The organism is Aeromonas sp. ANP5 (genome assembly GCF_963870295.1).
Classification (GTDB): domain Bacteria; phylum Pseudomonadota; class Gammaproteobacteria; order Enterobacterales; family Aeromonadaceae; genus Aeromonas; species Aeromonas veronii.
The window spans coordinates 105,081-122,875 of sequence record NZ_CAWMRY010000004.1 but is presented as its reverse complement, the minus strand read 5'-3'; the positions used below and the strand labels follow the sequence as shown (position 1 = coordinate 122,875).

General features: G+C 60.4%; 17 protein-coding genes. 9 read left to right on the top strand and 8 right to left on the bottom strand.

Annotated elements, in window-relative coordinates; translation table 11 throughout:
- Positions 1–2 precede the first annotated feature (2 nt).
- The 3 genes from rsxB to AACT07_RS04275 all read right to left on the bottom strand — a co-directional run bounded on the left by rsxB (position 3) and on the right by AACT07_RS04275 (position 4,490).
- Positions 3–581, bottom strand: a complete 579-nt coding sequence (gene rsxB, locus AACT07_RS04285; RefSeq protein WP_005347100.1) for an electron transport complex subunit RsxB — start codon at positions 579–581, stop codon at positions 3–5.
- 2 nt (positions 582–583) lie between these two features.
- The gene (gene rsxA / locus AACT07_RS04280) at positions 584–1,165 is read right to left on the bottom strand and encodes an electron transport complex subunit RsxA (protein WP_005337600.1); all 582 of its coding nucleotides are present in this window, start codon (positions 1,163–1,165) and stop codon (positions 584–586) included.
- A 181-nt stretch (positions 1,166–1,346) separates the two neighbouring features.
- Positions 1,347–4,490 carry a DUF3427 domain-containing protein gene (locus AACT07_RS04275; RefSeq protein ID WP_069526703.1) on the bottom strand — a complete coding sequence of 1,048 codons (3,144 nt, stop codon included), beginning with the start codon at positions 4,488–4,490 and terminating at the stop codon, positions 1,347–1,349.
- 154 nt (positions 4,491–4,644) lie between these two features.
- On the opposite strand from AACT07_RS04275, the gene AACT07_RS04270 reads away from it, so the two are divergent.
- The gene (locus tag AACT07_RS04270; RefSeq protein WP_069526702.1) at positions 4,645–5,112 is read left to right on the top strand and encodes a hypothetical protein; all 468 of its coding nucleotides are present in this window, start codon (positions 4,645–4,647) and stop codon (positions 5,110–5,112) included.
- A gap of 163 nt (positions 5,113–5,275) precedes the next feature.
- The gene (locus AACT07_RS04265) at positions 5,276–5,644 is read left to right on the top strand and encodes a VOC family protein (RefSeq protein ID WP_043825666.1); all 369 of its coding nucleotides are present in this window, start codon (positions 5,276–5,278) and stop codon (positions 5,642–5,644) included.
- 222 nt (positions 5,645–5,866) lie between these two features.
- Here the strand turns inward: AACT07_RS04265 and AACT07_RS04260 are convergent, their stop codons facing one another.
- Positions 5,867–7,447 carry an alpha/beta hydrolase gene (locus tag AACT07_RS04260; RefSeq protein ID WP_069526701.1) on the bottom strand — a complete coding sequence of 527 codons (1,581 nt, stop codon included), beginning with the start codon at positions 7,445–7,447 and terminating at the stop codon, positions 5,867–5,869.
- A gap of 326 nt (positions 7,448–7,773) precedes the next feature.
- On the opposite strand from AACT07_RS04260, the gene AACT07_RS04255 reads away from it, so the two are divergent.
- On the top strand, positions 7,774–7,896 hold the full coding sequence (locus tag AACT07_RS04255) for a hypothetical protein (RefSeq protein WP_005359634.1): 123 nt from the start codon (positions 7,774–7,776) through the stop codon (positions 7,894–7,896).
- Positions 7,886–8,902, top strand: a complete 1,017-nt coding sequence (rluF, locus tag AACT07_RS04250; RefSeq protein WP_069526700.1) for a 23S rRNA pseudouridine(2604) synthase RluF — start codon at positions 7,886–7,888, stop codon at positions 8,900–8,902. The genes AACT07_RS04255 and rluF overlap by 11 nt, the downstream gene beginning before the upstream one ends.
- A gap of 82 nt (positions 8,903–8,984) precedes the next feature.
- Here rluF and AACT07_RS04245 read toward each other — a convergent pair whose 3' ends face one another.
- Entirely contained in the window at positions 8,985–10,247 is a 1,263-nt protein-coding gene (locus tag AACT07_RS04245; protein WP_069526699.1) for a cyanate transporter, read from the bottom strand.
- Positions 10,248–10,423: 176 nt separating this feature from the next.
- Here AACT07_RS04245 and AACT07_RS04240 point away from each other — a divergent pair, with 176 nt between their 5' ends.
- Positions 10,424–11,266 (top strand): LysR family transcriptional regulator, encoded by an 843-nt coding sequence (locus AACT07_RS04240; RefSeq protein WP_069526698.1) that lies wholly within the window; start codon positions 10,424–10,426, stop codon positions 11,264–11,266.
- Between the two features lie 76 nt (positions 11,267–11,342).
- On the opposite strand, the gene rsmS is transcribed toward AACT07_RS04240, so the two are convergent.
- Together rsmS and AACT07_RS04230 are read right to left on the bottom strand one after the other, a co-directional pair.
- On the bottom strand, positions 11,343–11,498 hold the full coding sequence (gene rsmS, locus AACT07_RS04235; RefSeq protein ID WP_005337582.1) for a pleiotropic regulatory protein RsmS: 156 nt from the start codon (positions 11,496–11,498) through the stop codon (positions 11,343–11,345).
- 94 nt (positions 11,499–11,592) lie between these two features.
- Positions 11,593–12,060: an acyl-CoA thioesterase gene (locus tag AACT07_RS04230; protein ID WP_069526697.1), complete on the bottom strand. Its 468-nt coding sequence runs from the start codon at positions 12,058–12,060 to the stop codon at positions 11,593–11,595.
- Positions 12,061–12,198: 138 nt separating this feature from the next.
- Between AACT07_RS04230 and AACT07_RS04225 the strand changes: the two genes are divergently transcribed.
- Together AACT07_RS04225 and AACT07_RS04220 are read left to right on the top strand one after the other, a co-directional pair.
- Positions 12,199–12,837: a tellurite resistance TerB family protein gene (locus AACT07_RS04225; protein WP_042656069.1), complete on the top strand. Its 639-nt coding sequence runs from the start codon at positions 12,199–12,201 to the stop codon at positions 12,835–12,837.
- Between the two features lie 154 nt (positions 12,838–12,991).
- Entirely contained in the window at positions 12,992–13,450 is a 459-nt protein-coding gene (locus AACT07_RS04220) for a GNAT family N-acetyltransferase (RefSeq protein ID WP_069526696.1), read from the top strand.
- 93 nt (positions 13,451–13,543) lie between these two features.
- Here the strand turns inward: AACT07_RS04220 and AACT07_RS04215 are convergent, their stop codons facing one another.
- The gene (locus tag AACT07_RS04215) at positions 13,544–14,959 is read right to left on the bottom strand and encodes an aminotransferase-like domain-containing protein (RefSeq protein WP_069526717.1); all 1,416 of its coding nucleotides are present in this window, start codon (positions 14,957–14,959) and stop codon (positions 13,544–13,546) included.
- A 122-nt stretch (positions 14,960–15,081) separates the two neighbouring features.
- On the opposite strand from AACT07_RS04215, the gene AACT07_RS04210 reads away from it, so the two are divergent.
- Positions 15,082–16,653: a cytochrome ubiquinol oxidase subunit I gene (locus AACT07_RS04210; RefSeq protein ID WP_069526695.1), complete on the top strand. Its 1,572-nt coding sequence runs from the start codon at positions 15,082–15,084 to the stop codon at positions 16,651–16,653.
- A complete protein-coding gene (cydB, locus tag AACT07_RS04205; RefSeq protein WP_069526694.1) occupies positions 16,653–17,792 on the top strand; it encodes a cytochrome d ubiquinol oxidase subunit II in 1,140 nt (379 codons plus the stop codon). Before AACT07_RS04210 ends, cydB begins: the two co-directional genes overlap by 1 nt.
- Positions 17,793–17,795 lie beyond the last annotated feature (3 nt).

Here is a 17,795-nt window from a genome sequence, read left to right as displayed (position 1 = left end):
GTTTATTCCACTATCTTGACCGGAATCTTGCCCGGAACATGCACGTTATTGAGATCCCACTTCCAGTTATCGACCGTGGAGGGCACCGGGATCATCTCGATGCAGTCGGTCGGGCAGGGATCAACACAGAGATCGCAACCGGTGCACTCGTTGGCAATCACGGTATGCATCGCCTTGGTGGCGCCGACGATGGCGTCCACCGGGCAGGCCTGAATGCACTTGGTGCAGCCGATGCACTGATCTTCATGGATAAAGGCGACCTTCTTGACCGGCACTGCGGCCTCGTCACTGCCACCCAGTGGCTGGGGTTCGACCCCCATCAGATCGGCAATCTTGCGCATGGTGGCCTCGCCACCGGGTACGCACTTGTTGATCTGATCGCCGTTGGCGAGCGCCTCGGCGTAGGGTTTGCAGCCGGGATAGCCGCACTGGCCACACTGGGTCTGGGGCAGCAGGGCATCGAGCTGATCGACGATGGGGTCTGCTTCCACATGAAACTTGACGGCGGCAAAGCCCAGGATAATCCCGAACGCCAGCGCCAGCAGGGTGAGCACCAGAATGGCAAAGAGAATATGGATCATGGTTATATCTTGATAAGGCCGGTAAAGCCCATAAAGGCCAGCGACATCAGACCGGCGGTGATCATGGCAATCGACACCCCGCGAAACGGTGCGGGCACATCGGCGGCGACCAGACGCTCGCGCATGGCGGCAAACAGGATCAACACCAGTGAGAAGCCGGTGGCGGCGCCAAAGCCGTAGATCACGCTCTGTATAAAATCGTGTCGCTCATTGATGCTGAGCAGCGCCACCCCGAGCACCGCGCAGTTGGTGGTGATGAGGGGCAGGAAGATCCCCAGCAGGCGATAGAGGGTCGGGCTGCTCTTGCGCACCACCATCTCGGTAAACTGCACCACCACGGCGATCACCAGAATAAAGGCGAGGGTGCGCAGATAGGCGATATCCAGCGGCAGCAGGATATAGTGCTCCACCAGATAGGAGCTGGCACTGGCGAGGGTCATCACGAAGGTGGTAGCCAGCCCCATGCCGATGGCGGTTTCCAGCTTGCCGGAGACCCCCATAAAGGGGCAGAGGCCGAGGAATTTCACCAGCACGAAGTTGTTAACCAGCACGGTGCCGATCAATAAAAGCAGGTACTCAGTCATCAATTACCGTCACTGAAAGTCGGGTTATCGGGGTTTGAAGGCGGGCGGTATTATCTGACGTTAGGGCCAGTTAAACAACCGCAAGGCCGCATGGTTATTATGCAACTGGATAATTTAGCCGGGGTTTTGGGCGAGAATCCGGTGGGTTTTGCGTCATCTTCCCACCGGGTGAGAAGCCTTACTAACCAACAGCCAGTTTGGCGGCCTCTTTCCACATAAATGGCGGCATCGGAGTAGTGAGACGCCATTTAATGTTCATCGGTTGGCTGCCAGTGTGGGATACGTACTCCACCTCACCAAAGTTCACAAAGCCAAGGGTGCGGCCAAATTCATCTTTGCTCTGCTCACGAACGAACAGAAACACGCGCTTACCCTCTGCCCTGTGGTTTATGTAACTCAGCCCCTTCCCCCGTTCTGGGCGAGCGCTGTTTTGGCTCTGCCAATGAAACAGCGACTCGTTGATGGCGTAGTCGTGATAACGGGTAGTGGGGGAGAAGTGCTGTTCCGTTTTGTTCAAGGTAACGAACAGCAACTCGATATTTTGCTCTGCGATGACATAGACCCCTTCGCGAGCTGTGGGTTGCTGCGCGAAGGTGGTCGCGCCAAAGCCAACCAGCACCTGCTCTCTGGCATAGCGAGCATGCAGTTGCAGCGGATTACCGGGAAGGTTTGGCATGGCGCTTTGTTCGTGCTGCACCCGGTTGATCAGCATGGGTAACAGATCTGCCAGCTCGGCCCTTAACTCTGGTTGATTGAGTTGTTTCAGGCTGTGCGCCAAGGAGCTAAAGCCTGCAGTGGGGCCGCTCTGTTGCCAGAAGTCGTAATGGCACATCAAGGCCATCCGCTCATCGTGCTCAGCCGTTAAGGTAAAGGCGCTTTCCACTAAGGTTTGTAAGAAGTTCAAGTAATGGAGCGCATCGCAGCCCAATAGCCGGGTTTTGATGGCCCGGGTGTAGAGGGTCGACAGCTTCTCATCGCTCATTTCAGAAATGGTATGGTTGCGGGCCTGTTTGACCAAGGTGCTCCAATTGCCGCGCTTGTAGATCTCCTCAAGGCTAATGTGAGGGTAGAACTTCAAAAAGTTCGCCAGTGTCAGAGGTAAATCGCAATCCTGTGAGAAACGGCGGATCAGGCCCATGAGGCGCGAGGTATTGAGAGTCGCCTTCTTGATATTGCTCAGAATTAACTCTTGGGTCTGTTTTGAGAGTTCGATGCGGCAGCCCAAGGGGGCGTGAGGGAAGCCCTGTTTGATCTCGTGGCTGATCGCCTTATTAGTTTTACCCACCAGTGCCCGAAATTTCTGGGCAAAGTCATACTCAGCACGGGCATTGCCAACAAAATCCAACACGGTGCAGCACTCTTTATCGCTCGCCAGCCGCAGGCCGCGCCCTAATTGCTGTAAGAAGATGGTGAGACTTTCCGTTGGTCGTAAAAACAGCAAGGTATCGACTTCCGGGATATCAACCCCTTCGTTGAAGATGTCCACCACGCAGAGAATATTGATAACCCCAGTGCGCAAATCTTGTTGTTTACTATGCCGCTCGTCTCGATTATCGCTGGTGAGGATGTCAGCCTTGATGCCCTTCAATAAAAATGCTTTGCACATAAAATCGGCATGTTCACGGCTCACACAAAATGCCAGCGCTTTGATCTTGGTAATATCGGTGACGATCTCATTGAGGCTCTGGACTATCTTCTGTACCCGCTGCTGATTGTGGGTATAGATATTGGTGAGCTCAGTGATGTCATAACGGCCATTTTTCCAAGCCACTTGGCGCAAGTCAGTATCATCATCGATACCAAAATATTGGAACGGACAGAGATGGCGACGATTGATGGCCTCGGGCAAGCGGATCTCTGCTGCGATGACACCACAAAAGTCGGCAAGAATATCATCGCCATCATGGCGCTCTGGCGTTGCGGTTAATCCCAACAGAATGTGAGGTTCAAAGGCGGCGAGCAAACCACGATAACTGGCCGCAGCAATATGGTGAACCTCATCAATGACGATGTAATCGAAATAGTCTGGGCTAAGACGTAAATTAGCCAGCTGGTTATTCAAGGATTGCACCGAGGCAAATAGTTGACGGTAGTGGGTTGGCACGGTGCCGCCGACCAAGAGTTCGCCAAAATTGGATTGCTTGAGCACTCCGCGGTACGAGGCTAATGCTTGGCGCAAGATCTCCTCTTTGTGGGCGACAAACAGAAACTTGGCATCGGGTTTGGTTTTCAAAAAACGCGCAAAATCAAAAGCGGAGATCAGGGTTTTCCCTGTACCGGTGGCCGCAACCACCAAGTTACGGAAGCGCTGGTGTAAAGCGCGCTCCATCGCCAATTGTTCAAGGATCTCCAGTTGATGGGGAAACGGCGTGATATCAAAGAAATAGGCAGGGCTATTTTTGTCCCCATCCCCACGGGCCTCTTGCAGCGCATGCTGCAATTTTGTACGGCTTTCGAGCTTGCCATCAAACAGCTCAAAATCATCGGATTCCCAATAGGTTTCAAAGGTACTCAGGGATTTCTCGATAATATGAGGGATCTCTTGCGAGGTGATTTTTAGGTTCCACTCCAAACCGCTGGTGAGGGCAGAGTGAGAGAGATTGGAGGAACCTATATAGCCGGTATGAAAGCCGGTATTTCGGCAAAAGAGATAGCTCTTGGCATGCAACCGCTCACGCTGGGTGTTATAGCTGAGTTTGACTTCGGCATTGGGGAGGTTGGCTAAAAATTCAACTGCCTTGGCATCGGTCGCCCCCATATAAGAGGTAGTAATTACTTTTAATTGGCGGCCGCTGCGAGTGAACTCTTCCAGCTCATGACGGAAAATCCGGATACCTGCCCATTTAATAAATGAGACCAACCAGCAGATGCTATCTGCCGATAAAATTTCCCGTTTAATCTCCGACTCCATCGACAAACCCGCATTGCTGCCACAAAACAGTTCGCTCTGAGTGAGACCTGTCAGAGGGAAAATATCCTCGGCATATTGCTTTAAATTGGCGGAGATGGGGTTATCCAACTGGTAGAATGCTGTCAGAATTTTTCCCTGACTATCGATGAGGTTCTCGCCAATAAAGTCTGGGTCTTGGGTGCGATCCTTTAGCCAAAGCAATAACTGGTTAGCCAGTTCAATCTGCCGTTGCAGCTGATCCTCTCCAGTTACCGAGCCCACCGCATATTCCAAAACCCGGCTCAGAAATCTGGATAACCAAACTGCCGCTTCGGCAGGTTCAAGTTGGCGTTCCCCTACGTAAAAGCGCTCGCGGTCGAGTCGAGATGTCAGCAGTTGAGTAATGAGTTGTTCATAAATACCGCATTGTTGCATCGCACTTTAGCCTTGAACGTTGTACATGAGGGTGGCGAGAAGAGTATCATTTTTTCCAACCAAATCAGTAAGCTGTTGTCGCCTGTTACTCGTTTGAAAATCACCCCGGTTTTCGGTAATAAAGCCCAGCAGTGACAACCACAGGGAGGTGGTGATGGATCCGGTTTCCTATCTTTTTTCGGCTTATCTCAATCTGGTACAGCAGCAGGTTGCGGATATCTATGGCACCGAGGCCAAGACGTTGGTGGTGCAGTATGAGGGGGAGTCGGTCCCGTTCTCTTTTCAGCTGTGGCAGATCCAGCAGCCGAGCGTGTGTCGTCCCTACCAGCAGGATGTGCGGCGCTTTAGCCAGTGCACGGTCAAGGCGTCCGCCCTGTTTCACAAGCTGTGTGATGACCTGACCCGGCAGGATGACAACAGTTGGCAACTGCCCAAATTTCGCACCATGTACTGCTCGGCTGCCATCAGTTATCGGCCGATGATTGCAGAGATTGGGGATGCCAAGCAGAGTCCTGCCAAGCTGGCGGAGCGCGCCTGCAATCAGGCGATTCTGGCGGCAATGGACAGTGACGATGAAGCCCTGCTGGCCCAGCGGGATAAAGCGTGCGCAGCGGTGCAGTAACGCGAATTTATCTGACCAGATCATTTGCGCTCGCTTTGCGCACCACGGCACACATGGGTTTCCCCTTGCCGGGTATGATGGGGTTGCCCGCCGTGGCGGCAACAGTCGAATGTTTGCGGGTATATGCCGGTCACATCAGCCAGATCACCACCAGGAGGGAATCATGATCAGCCATATCGACCATCTGGTATTGACGGTCAGTGATATCGAACGGGCCGTGGAATTTTACAGTTCGGTGCTCAATATGGAGGCCATCACCTTCGGTGCGGGGCGCCGGGCGGTAGGGTTTGGCAACCAGAAGATCAATCTGCAACTGCTGGGGCAGGAGCCGCGCAATCGGGCGCAGGTGGGGTCGGGGGATGTCTGCCTTATCACCCGCTGGCCGCTGGAGCAGGTGATGGCCCAGCTTGCCTGCCACGGGGTGGAGATTGTCGAGGGGCCGGTGACCAAAAGCGGCGCCTGCGGGCCGATAGAATCAATCTACTTCCTCGACCCTGACCAGAACCTGATTGAGGTCAGCATCTACCCCTGACAGGGTTGGCGCGGCGCCTGACGGTGCAACACCTATCAGAATCACCCTATTTCCTCGACCCGGATCAGAATCTGATAGAAGTGAGCATCTATCCCTGAGCCCACCAAGTCATCACTCCCATCGCCATCATCAATAGAAAGGGGCCGTCAATTGACGGCCCCTTTCTCGTATCGCTATCGCGCCAAGCACCGTCGGCCGCTTGGCCGATCTGGCAGAGACGCCCTAGAAAGGCGAGCTGCTCTCGTCGCTCTCCTGTAAAAACTGCTCCACTTCTGCCTGATAGGCCGCATCAGGTTGACCGCTGTTGGCAGGGATTACGGCGGCAGGCCGGACGACGGGAGGGGCGGTGAGGGTCTCCATTACCCGCTGCTGCAGATAGGGGTAGAAGGGGTTGGAGGAGGTGCGGGTGAGGGCGCCGGGGTTGACGATCAGCACCCCGCGCTCGCCGCGCAGGGCCAGACCGCCGAGATTGATGCCGTATTGCTCCCGCTGCTCCGGGCGCGCCGCCATGCCATAGAGGGGGTCGTCCATCGGGAAGGGGAGCGCCACGTGGGAGAGGGAGTAGATCTCCTTGGGATAGTCGATACCCAGCGGACGGATATGCTCAGGCTGGTCGGCGCTGGCCAGCGTTCTGGCCTGCGTCGCGGGGGAGGTGGGTTCCACATTGCCCACCACGGTGAGGCGATAGTGCTGAGGGGCGTTTGGCAGCAAGCGGTGCAGCGCCAGCTCGGAGGCCGAGCTCATCAGCGGGCCAAACAGGGTGCTGCGGTTGATATCAAACAGCACCAGTTCGCTGCCGTTGGCCGGCAGGTAGTGGTAGAGATCGGCAATGATGGAGCGGGTGCTGACGGTGTAGTCCATCACCGACTGGAAGGTGAGGGCGGGGGGAAACGCCGCCAGCTCGCCACTGGCGGCCAGCTGGCGCACCTGCTGCTGGATGGCGTGAGTCAGGCGATAGGACTGGTGCGCCCCGTTGACCGGAAACGAGTTGTATTTGAACGGGTTGAACTCCGGCATGGTGTCGAGCCAGGCGGCGTTGGCAAAGGCGGGCAGCAGGGCAGGCACGGCCTTTAGCCCGGCGAAGCGGGCAAAGCGGGTCACCCCGATCATCGGGGAGATCAGCACCAGCCGATCCGGTTTTGCCAGCGCACCACTCGGGTCGGCCAGCGCATCGAGCGCATATTTCACCGCCAGCGCGCCGCCGTTGGAAAAGCCAACCAGATGCAGCGGCCGCTTGCCCGGCGCCAGCAATCTGGCCTCCCGCACCGCCAGTCGGGTGGCGGCCAGCCAGGTCTCCCAATCCACATCCACGAGGCCCGCGGGCACGGTGCCGTGGCCGGGGAGCCTCAGCCCCAGCGCGATAAAGCCCTGCTGCTGATAGCGTCTGGCCAGATGGCGCAGGCTGTAGGGGGAGTCGGTCAGGCCGTGCAGCAACACCGCCACCCCTTTGACTTCCCCCTCGGGGCGCAGCAGGTAGGAGCGGTTCCAGTTCTGCTGAAAGCGGGCGGGGTTGATGGGGGCGTCCTGATAGTAGCGATTGCTGGCCAGTTGCTGCTCCGGCGGCGTCTTGGCAACCACCTCGGTGGCCACCAGCTCGAACAGCTCTGCTTCGCGGGTCAGATAGGCTTGCCAGTCGCTGCTGTCGAGCTCATCGGCGCTGAGTTCGGGGGGCACCACTGTGTGCCACAGCTGCAGCGGCGCTGCCTGCCAGGCGAAGTAGGCGATCACCGCCCATGCGGTCAGCAACAGCAGCAACAGGGTCAGCAGAGCACGGCGAACAAGGCGGCGAGTGTGAGCCAGCATGGTGCAATCCTTGGCGATAGAGGTGAAGCCGCATTTGGGCGGGTGAGTTTGGCGCAGCACATTGGGCGCAGCCAACCGGCTTAAAGCCTAATGGAAACAAGGTGATATGTATAGTTGATGGCGTTCGGCCGCGCTGGCTGTTGGCATCAGGCTGGCCGTTCGAAGGCTGCATCGCGGGCCATCTGGCGGCGTGAACTTGTCCGCAGATGCCTGCTTGGGCGCTGCGACCTTGCAACTATCTGCCCCTGAAAGAGGGCAATTATGCTACTGTAGCGGCGTTTTTTGATAGATAAGCTGGCATTGGCCTTTTTTGAAGATGGAATGGTATGCAGAACTTTGACGTAGTGAATTGGCTGATGCAGCAGACAGCCTCCCCGGCGCAGCCGGAACAGGCGATGGCACAACCGGGCGCGGCCCAGAACCTGTGGCAGGTGATCCATGCTGGCTAACGAATCCATGCGCCTGAACAAATACATCAGCGAGAGTGGCATCTGCTCGCGCCGCGAGGCCGACCGCTTTATCGAGCAGGGCCACGTCTTTATCAACGGCAAGCGGGCCGGGATCGGTGATCAGGTGCAGGTTGGCGATCTGGTCAAGGTGAACGGTCAGGTGATCGAGCCGCGCGAGGCGGACAGTCTGGTGCTGATCGCCCTCAACAAGCCGGTGGGCATCGTCAGTACCACGGAGGCGGGCGAGAAGGACAACATCGTCGATTTCGTCAACCACAGCACCCGGGTCTTCCCCATCGGGCGGCTCGACAAGGATTCGCAGGGGCTGATTTTCCTCACCAACCACGGCGATCTGGTCAACAAGATCCTGCGGGCGGGTAACGATCACGAGAAAGAGTATCTGGTGACCGTCGACAAGCCGGTGACCGACGAGTTTGTACGCGGCATGGCGGCCGGGGTGCCGATCCTCGGTACTGTGACCAAGAAGTGCAAGGTGAAGAAAGAGGCGCCGTTCGTCTTTCGCATCACCCTGGTGCAGGGGCTTAACCGCCAGATCCGCCGCATGTGCGAGTACTTCGGTTTTGAAGTGACCAAGCTGGAGCGCATCCGCATCATGAACGTCAGCCTCAAGGGGCTGCCGGTGGGCGAGTGGCGCGATCTGACCGACGATGAGCTGATCGATTTGTTCAAGCTGATTGAGGACTCCTCCTCCGAGGTGAAACCGGCCAAAGGCGACAAGCCGAAGGCGGCCAAGGCCCCTGCGGCGCAAACCGCCAAACCGGGGCAGGGCAAGAAGCCGCGCCGCGATGATGATCACGAGATTGGCGGGCGTCCCAATGTGCCGGGCCCGGAAGCCTTCGAGAAGAAGCTGCCGGTGGGCAAGGGTGGCGCGGGCAAAGGTGCTGCCAACAAGGGCGGTGCTGGCAAAGGGGCACCCAAGGGTGGCAAACCGGCCGCTGGCAAGCCGCGCACCGCTAACACCGGACGGCAGAAGAAGGGGCGCTGAGTTGCTCCCCTGAGTGGCGTCAGCCTACCTTGTCATCCCCAATACGGTTATCCCCAACACTATTATCTCCAACACACCGGCCTCAGGCCGGTGTGTTGTTTTGGGCCGCAGAGCTGGTTGGGAGGGGCGCCGAAAGGGACGGCTCGCTGGCGGTCGGTAGCCCCATGACGCGAGGGTAGTGGCGCGGGTCGAGGCGCACTACCAGCAGGCTCATCAGCAGCAATCCTCCCAGTTGCCACTGCCAGGCGGCCGCAAAGTCGCCCACATAGTGATAGAGCCGCGCCGCCACCCAGGGGCCGGTGGCGGCCAGCATAAAGCCGAAGCCCTGCATCAGGGCGCTCAGGGTGCCGGCGCGGCGCGGGTCGGGCAGGTGATCGAGCGCAATCACCATGATGAGGGAAAAGCTGCCGCCAAGACCGGCGCCGCACAGCATGCACCAGAGAATGGGGGCACTGGCTGGCGCCAGCCAGAGGCCGGCAAATCCCGCCAGCTGCATGGCGATGGCAAGGCCCATCCACGGCCGCCGATCCTGACTGCGCGCCGCCAGTAGCGGCAAGCCGAGGCCACTGGCGGTCTGCGCCAGTGCCAGCCAGGCGACCAGCTCGCCCGCCTGCGCGGCGCTCCACCCTTGCGCCATATAGGCGGGGGCCAGCCAGGCCACTACGATGCCGTAACCGCTGTTGATGATGCCAAAGCAGACGATCAGCAACCAGCTGCGGGGCAAGGTGATCAGCCGCTGCTCGCCGTGGGGAATGGTGACCGCGGCGGCCCGTGGCAGACGCACTTTCCACCCTAGCCAGATGAGGGCCAGCAGCACCGGCAGGCTCCAGAGCGCCAGCGCCTGCGACCAGTCGAGGCTCGCCGCCAGCCTTGGGGTAAGGCTGGCCCCCAATGCCCCGCCCCCCATCATGCAGGCGGAGAAGATCCCCATCACCAGCGGTACCTTGTGGGCGAAGGCCTGCTTGATCAGTGCGGGCAGCACCCCCTGTACCAGTGCCGAGCCCAATCCACAAAGCGCGGCGCTGGCGATCAGCAGGGCGCCGCTCTGGGCATCGAAGCGCATAGCGCTGCCAATGCCGAGTAGCAGCAGGGCGGCCCCCAGCAGTTGGCGCGCACTGGTGCGCCGACGCAGGCTGGGGGTGAGCAGCACACCAATCCCGATGAGCCAGAGCGGCAGCAGGGTGAGCCAGGCCAGGGTGTCCATCCCCAGCGACAGGGCGCGGCCAATCTCGCCGCTCAACGGGCCGATGGCAGTAAGAAAGGGGCGCAGGTTAAGGCCAATCAGGATCACCAGCACCAGCAGGGCAGTCTGGCCTACGGGTTGATCCGCATTTCGTTGATTCATCGGGTGCTGTTTCCGGTTCTGAGAGAGACAGGGGGCTTTCGGGACGCGGAGTCATCGGGGCTGAACATGGCAGATCACCGTCAAAGGAGGCAAAAGCGCCAGCCTAGCGGCGAAACAAACCATTTGGAAATTAAATGATAGAATGGGTTTCAGTGGTTTTGTAAATGGAGTGCCCCATGCTGGATCCCCTGTTACTGCGCAGTTTTGTCGCCATTATCGACACCGGCAGCTTTACCCGCGCCGGTGAACGGGTCCATCTGACCCAATCCACCATCAGCCAGCAGATCCGCCGCCTTGAGCAGCAGCTTGGCTGCCCGCTGCTCGATCGTGCTGGCCGTCAGGTGGTGGCGACGGCGGAGGGGGAAAAATTGCTGGGGCTGGCCCGCCGCATTCTGGCGCTGCTGGCACAGGCCGAGGAGCAGGTGAGCGAGGGGAGCGTGTCCCTCAGCCTCGGGGTGCCGGAGGATTTCGCCGCCGGTGCCATCACCCCGGTACTGGCCGCCTTTGCCCGCGACTACCCCGAGGTGCGGCTGGAGGTGCAAAGCGGCCTGAGCCACGAGATCTGGCAGCGCTTCGAGGCGGGAGAGCTGGATCTGGCGCTGGTCAAACAGACGCGGGGGCAGGGTTCGCCCCTTGCCAGCTGGCGCGAGCCGCTGGTCTGGGTCGACAGTCGCGACTGGCCCGCACGGGAACGGGATCCGCTGCCGCTGGTGGTATTCCCGAGCGAAGGGCTCTATCGGCGGCAGATGACCGAGGCGCTCGATGGCCTCGGTCGGCGTTGGCGTATCGCCTATGTCAGCGCCAGCCTTGCCAGTTTGCAGGGGGCGGTGAGTGCAGGCATTGGCGTGAGTTTGCTGCCCAAGCGGCTGATGCCCGCCGATCAGTTGGCCCTGACCCAGTGGCCCAAGGTGGCGTCGGTGGAGCTGGCGCTGCATGCCGGAGGAAGCGGGAGCGAGCCGCTCACCCGTTTGAGCGCGGCCCTGATCGCCCTGTGCGACGAGGTGATGGGGCCGCAGTGAGTGGCTATGTGGGGAAAAACTTCTGTGGGGAAAAACTGACGTCGGCAAGATAAGGCGGAAAAAGTGCGGGGAGGGATCAGTGATCCTTCCCCTCCGCCAGCTTGCGCTCGTAGTCATTTTTTACGATGGCCAGCGCCGCCAGCACCAGCTCGGGGGCCAGCTCATTGGTTTCCAGCAGTTCAATCAGATCCACCGCGAGTTTTACCTCGGGCGGGGCAGTTTCCAGTGACATGGGCAGGGTTCCGGTTGCGGGAAGAGGGGGGATTATACAGGGGCGCCGTCGTTGGCCGAAAGCGCCCGCTCTGTCGGGTTGTGAGGCACCAAGGTCAGAGGTGTTGACGCATCTCCTTGTCGATCTCCTCGCGCAGGGCAATGAGCTTTTTGGCGTACTGCTGCAACTGCAGATCGCTCTCGCTCACCGGCTGCCACTGAGGCACCGGGGTCGGCTTGCCCTGCTCATCCATCGCCACAAAGATGATGATGCAGTGGGTAGTCTTGTGGCGCTCGGTGTCGGTGGGGGGGCGGCTGTAGACATCCACCGCCAGATGCATGCTGGTGGTGCCGGTGTGGATCACTTGGGCGTGAACCTCTACCAGCTGGCCAATCTGGATGGGGCGCAAAAAGCGGATCCCCCCCACATAGACGGTCACCGCATAGCCGCCGCACCAGCCAGCGGCGCAGGCATAGCCCGCTTGATCGATCCACTTCATCACCATGCCGCCGTGTACCTTGCCGCCGAAATTGACGTCGGAGGGTTCGGCCAGAAATTGCAGGGTCAGTTCGCGATTGGGCACAGTTACATCCTTATTGCCTGAAGGGTTTCCCTGAGCTTTGCCCCATCGGCCTGCCCGGTCAAGGGTTCATCCCCGATTCAGGGGGGCGGGGTCACTATCTGGCTCTATCGACGGGAACATAGCCGCAGGAGTGACACCATGAAACAGATGCTGGAACAGTTGTTGGGGGCTGGCAAAGGCTGGCTCAACGAAGGCGGAGACAAGCGCAAGGGGCAGATGCAGGGGGCGCTGGCCGGTGGTGCGCTCGGTCTGCTGCTGGGCAATAAAAAAGTGCGCAAATATGGCGGCAAGGCCGCTGCCGTGGGCGGCGCTGCGGCCCTTGGCGGGCTGGCCTACAAGCTCTATCAGGATTGGCAGGCCCAGCAGGCGGCGCCCGCCCAGCCCACCCATCCCATCAGTGGGCTGGAAGGCAATGCGCTGGATGCCCGCGCGGCGCTTTTGGTGCGCGCCATGGTGGCCGCGGCCCGGGCCGATGGCCATATCGACGGCGCCGAGCGCCAGAAAATTCAGGAATACCTGACCGAACAGGGCCAGAGCGATGTCGCCCGCTGGATTGACGCCGAGCTGGCCCGCCCCCTCGATCCCCACGCGCTGGCGCGGGAAGTGACCGACATGGAGCTGGCCACCGAGGTCTATCTCGCCTCCCTGCTCGCCATCGAAGTGGATCATTTTATGGAGCGAGGCTATCTCGACGAACTGGCGCGCGCCCTCAAGCTCGATGACAACCTCAAAGGGAGCATCGAGCGGCAGGTGGCCCAACTTAACGCCCCCGCCTGATATCCCTCACCGCCATGGATTGCCTATAACGCCCCGCTCAAGGGGCGTTGTTGTTTCTGCTGCCTGAAAAAAGATGCGGATGAGCCTATTTGGATTGCGGGGCACAGCCTCTAAGATGGCGCAGGACCATCACCATTTTTGCAAGGAGCAACCGTTGGAGATACGCAAGGCAACAGCACTGGATATCGACGCCATTGTCGAGCTGAACCGGCAGATAGGAGAGATCCACCATCAGCACTATCCCGAAGTGTTCTGCCCCCCTTCGACAGAGGAACGGGCATTTTTGCTGAGCGCCATCGGCGCGGAAGGGCGTCTGTTCTGCGTTGCCGAGCAGGATGGCAGGGTGGTGGGCTTTTTGACGGCGCGGATAGACATCAATGAGAGCGTGCCTTTTCTCACCCGTGCGCCGATCTGCCGCATCGGCTCGGTGGTGGTGGATGAGCAGCACCGCTCCCGCGGGATTGGCAAGGTGCTGATCGCCCATTGCGATGAGTGGGCCAAGGCCCGTGATGCTCACCAAATCCGGCTGGAGGTGATGGCCTTCAACGAGCGTGCCCAAGCGCTCTACGAGGCGCTGGGCTTCAAGGTACAGTCACAGATCATGGCCAGATGATCAGTTTTTTATGGCGAACCAAGGTGCGTCACTCCCCAACCACAAAGGCCCGTTACGGGCCTTTGTTCGTTTCGTCAGCGGCTCTTTGCCACGTTACTTTTCACCGAGTTGTGCGGCAATCAGTGCCGCCAGCCGGGTGAGGGCTTGCTCCAGCTGCTCGCTCCAGGGATGGGAGCTGTTGAGGCGCAGGCAGTGGTTGTGCTGCCCCTGACTGGAGAAGAGGGCGCCGGGGGCGATGGAGAAGCCGCAATCGAGCGCCATGGCGTGGAGGGCGCGGCTGTCGAGGCGGGGCGGAAACTCCAGCCAGAGAAAGTAGCCGCCATCGGGGGAGGAGAGCCGCACCTCGCTTGGTAGCAGTCGCTGCAGCGCGGCTCGCATCTGCTGCTGGCGCTGGGCCAGAGTGTGGCGCAAGCGGCGAAAGTGGGCATCGACCCCGCCCTGGCGCAGCATCTCGGCCAGTGCCAGCTGGCTCGGCACATTGGTGGAGAGGGTGGACATCAGCTGCAGCCGCTGGATCCGCTCGGCATGGGGCCCCGCTACCACCCAGCCGACCCGAAAGCCCGGTGCCAGACACTTGGAAAAGGAGCTGCAGAGCAGGCTGTCACCGCGCTGATCCCAGTGCTTGATGGGCTTGGGGCGCTCGCGGCCAAAGTAGACCTCGGCATAGACGTCATCCTCCACCAGCGGCACCTTGTGGGCGTTGAGCAGCGCCATCAGCCCCTGTTTGTGCGCATCGGGCATGGTGTGGCCCAGCGGGTGCTGCACATTGCCCATCAGCCAGCACGCCTTGATCGGCATCTGGCTGAGGGCATCTTCCAACAGCGCCAGATCGATGCCCACCCCGGGGATCACTGGGATCTCCACCGCCTTGAGCTTCAGCCGCTCGATAGCCTGCAGGGCGCCATAGAAGGTGGGGGACTCCACCACCACCCAGTCACCGGGCTCGGTCAGCACCTGCAGACTGAGAGAGAGCGCCTCCATGGCACCGGTGGTGATGATGATCTCCTGCGGGTTGATGGCGACCCCGTCGCTGGCGTAGCGCTGGGCGATGGCGCGGCGCAGCGCCTCGTTGCCGGGGGGCAGGTCGGCCACCGTGCTGAAAGGGTCGAGCTTGCGCATGCAGCTGGCCAGTGCCCGCCCGAGCTGGGGATGGGGGAACAGGGTCGGGTCGGCCACCGACATGCCAAGGGGCACCAACGCCCGCGATTTGCTCGCCTGCAACACCTCGAACACCAGATCGTTGATATCCACCGAGCCGCTGTAGTGAGTCTGGCTCGGGGTGTGGTGCGCCACCTTTGGCGAGGCGGCCTTGACGTAGTAACCGGACTGGGGGCGGGCGAGGATCCGCCCCTGACTCTCCAGCAGCTGATAGGCCTGCAGCACCGTCATCGGGCTGAGGTTGTGGGTCTTGCAGCTCTGGCGGATGGAGGGGATGCGCTCCCCCGGTTGCCAGATGCCGTCATCGATTTCGCGGCTCAGGCGTTCGGCCAGTTGTTGGTAAAGAGGCATGATCTGGATCAACTGTTATAGGTGCTATTCACTATAACTGCATCTGTTATAGGTGTCATGACCCGTGGTGTACTTGTCCTGCATGAAACGTGCAAGGCAAATACAACAAAAGAGAGTGACGCATGATCAATCCGGATGACGTGGTCAGCCTGTCGCGCCTGCAATTTGGCGCCACGGCCCTGTTCCACTTCCTGTTTGTCCCCCTCACCCTGGGGCTGTCCTGGATCCTGGTGATCGCCGAGTCGGCTTATGTGATGACCGGCAAGGTGATCTATCAGGACATCACCCGCTTCTGGGGCAAACTGTTTGGCATCAACTTCGTCATGGGGGTCACCACGGGGATCACCATGGAGTTTCAGTTCGGCACCAACTGGGCTTACTACTCCCACTATGTGGGGGACATCTTCGGTACTCCGCTGGCCATCGAGGGGCTGATGGCCTTCTTCCTCGAATCGACCCTGGTGGGGCTCTTCTTCTTCGGTTGGGACAAGCTCTCCCGCGGCAAGCACCTGCTGGTGACCATGCTGGTGGCGCTCGGCTCCAATCTCTCGGCGCTCTGGATCCTGATCGGCAATGGCTGGATGCAAAACCCGGTGGGGGCCGAGTTCAACCTGCTGACCCAGCGGATGGAGCTGGTGGATATCGCCGCCGTGCTGTTTAACCCGGTGGCGCAGGTGAAGTTCGTTCACACCGTTGCGGCGGGCTATGTGGCCGCCTCCATGTTCGTGATGGGGGTGAGCAGCTGGTATCTGCTGCGCAAGACCGAGGTGCAGTTTGCCCTGCGCTCCTTCGCTATCGCCTCCGGCTTCGGACTGGCGGCCATCCTCTCGGTCATCGTGCTCGGGGATGAGTCGGGCTATCGCACCGGCGAGGTGCAGAAGGTGAAGCTCGCCGCCATCGAGGCGGAGTGGCACACCGAGCCGGCGCCTGCCTCCTTCACCCTGTTCGGCTTCCCGGATCAGCAGGAGGAGACCACTCACGCCGCCATCAAGATCCCGTATCTGATGGGGATCATCGCCACTCGCTCCCTCGATGAGGCGGTGACCGGCATCAAGGATCTCAAGGTGCAGCACGAGGCGCGCATTCGCAGCGGCATGGTGGCGTCCGGTGCTCTCGAAGAGATCCGCGCCGGTAACGATTCTGCCGAAAACCGGGCGCTGTTTGCCAAACACGGCAAGGATCTCGGCTACGGTCTGCTGCTCACCCCCTATGCCAGCAATATCGCCAAGGCGGGGGAGGCGGAGATCGCCAAGGCGGTGGAGGACTCCATCCCGCAGGTCGCGCCGCTCTTCTTCGGTTTTCGTCTGATGGTGGGGTTGGGCGTCGCAATGCTGGGGCTGATGGTGGTGAGCTTTGTCCAGCTCTGCCGCAACCGGCTGCAAGACTCGCCACGCCTGCTCAAGACCCTGCTCTGGAGCATTCCGCTGCCCTGGATCGCCATCGAGGCGGGCTGGTTTGTGGCCGAGTTCGGTCGCCAGCCCTGGACTATCAGCGACGTGCTGCCAGTCTCGGCCTCGGTCTCCCTGCTTACCCCGGGCCAGCTCTGGTTCAGTCTCATCGCCATCTGTTCCATCTACACCCTGTTGCTGGTGGTGGAGCTGTTCCTGCTGCGCCGGGTGATCCGCAAGGGGCCCGCCATTCTCCATACCGGCCGCTACAGCGGTGAACAACCCGAACTTGCGAGGATCGCCTGATGGATTACGCAACCCTGAAACTCATCTGGTGGGCGCTGGTGCTCTTCATGATGGTCGGTTTTATCGTGATGGATGGCTTCGATCTCGGCATCGCCATGCTGCTGCCGGTGGTGTCGAAAGATGACGACGACCGCCGTCTGGTGATCAACAGCGTGGGACCGGTGTGGGAGGGCAATCAGGTGTGGCTGATTGCCGGTGCCGGCGCCCTGTTCGCCGCCTGGCCGCTGGTCTATGCCGCCGCCTTCTCGGGGCTCTACATCCCCATGGTGGTGCTGCTGCTCGGGCTCTTTCTGCGTCCGGTCGGCTTTGACTATCGCAGCAAGCTGGCCGATCCGGCGTGGCGCCGCTGGTGGGATCGGGCGCTGGTGGCAGGTGGCCTGATACCGGCGCTCATCCTCGGTGCTGCTATCGGTCTGGTGATGGAGGGGCTGCCGTTTCGCTTCGACACGGCGCTGCGTCTGCACTACGGCGCGTTCGACTTCCACTGGGGCTGGCTGCTCTCGGTGCTGGCCACTGCCATCAGCCTGTTGCTGCTGCACGGCGCCGGTTTTCTGCAAGCCAAGGTGACCGGCACCCCTGCGCTGCGCGCACGGGGGATCGCCATCCTGCTGGCCCCGCTGGTGAGCCTCTGCTATCTGCTGGCTGGCTGGCATCTGGTGGATCTGCAAGGGTTTCAGCTGACCGGTGTCGGCACACAACCTTTTGACCCAAATGCTGCCATCAGCCCGCTGATGAAGGGGGTGATCCCCCACGCCGGTGGCTGGCTGCGCAACTATTTTGACTATCCGCTGCTGTGGCTGGTGCCGATCATCGGGGCGCTGGCGCCGCTGGTGAGCGGGATTGCCTCCTGGCTGGAGAGGGGCCGAATTGCGCTGCTGGCCAGCGCCATTGCCTGCGCCGCCATGCTCTGCTCGGTGGCCATCGCCCTGTTCCCCTTTGTGCTGCCCTCATCCCTCGATGCCGTCAGCAGCCTGACCCTGTGGGACAGCACCTCCAGCTACAAGACCCTGGCCATCATGTTCGGCCTCGTGCTGGTGCTGATGCCGATCAACCTGGGCTACACCGGCTGGGTCTATCGAGTGGTGCGCGGCAAGCTCGACCGTGCCCGCATCAAGCGCGACAGCCATCAACTCTACTGACCT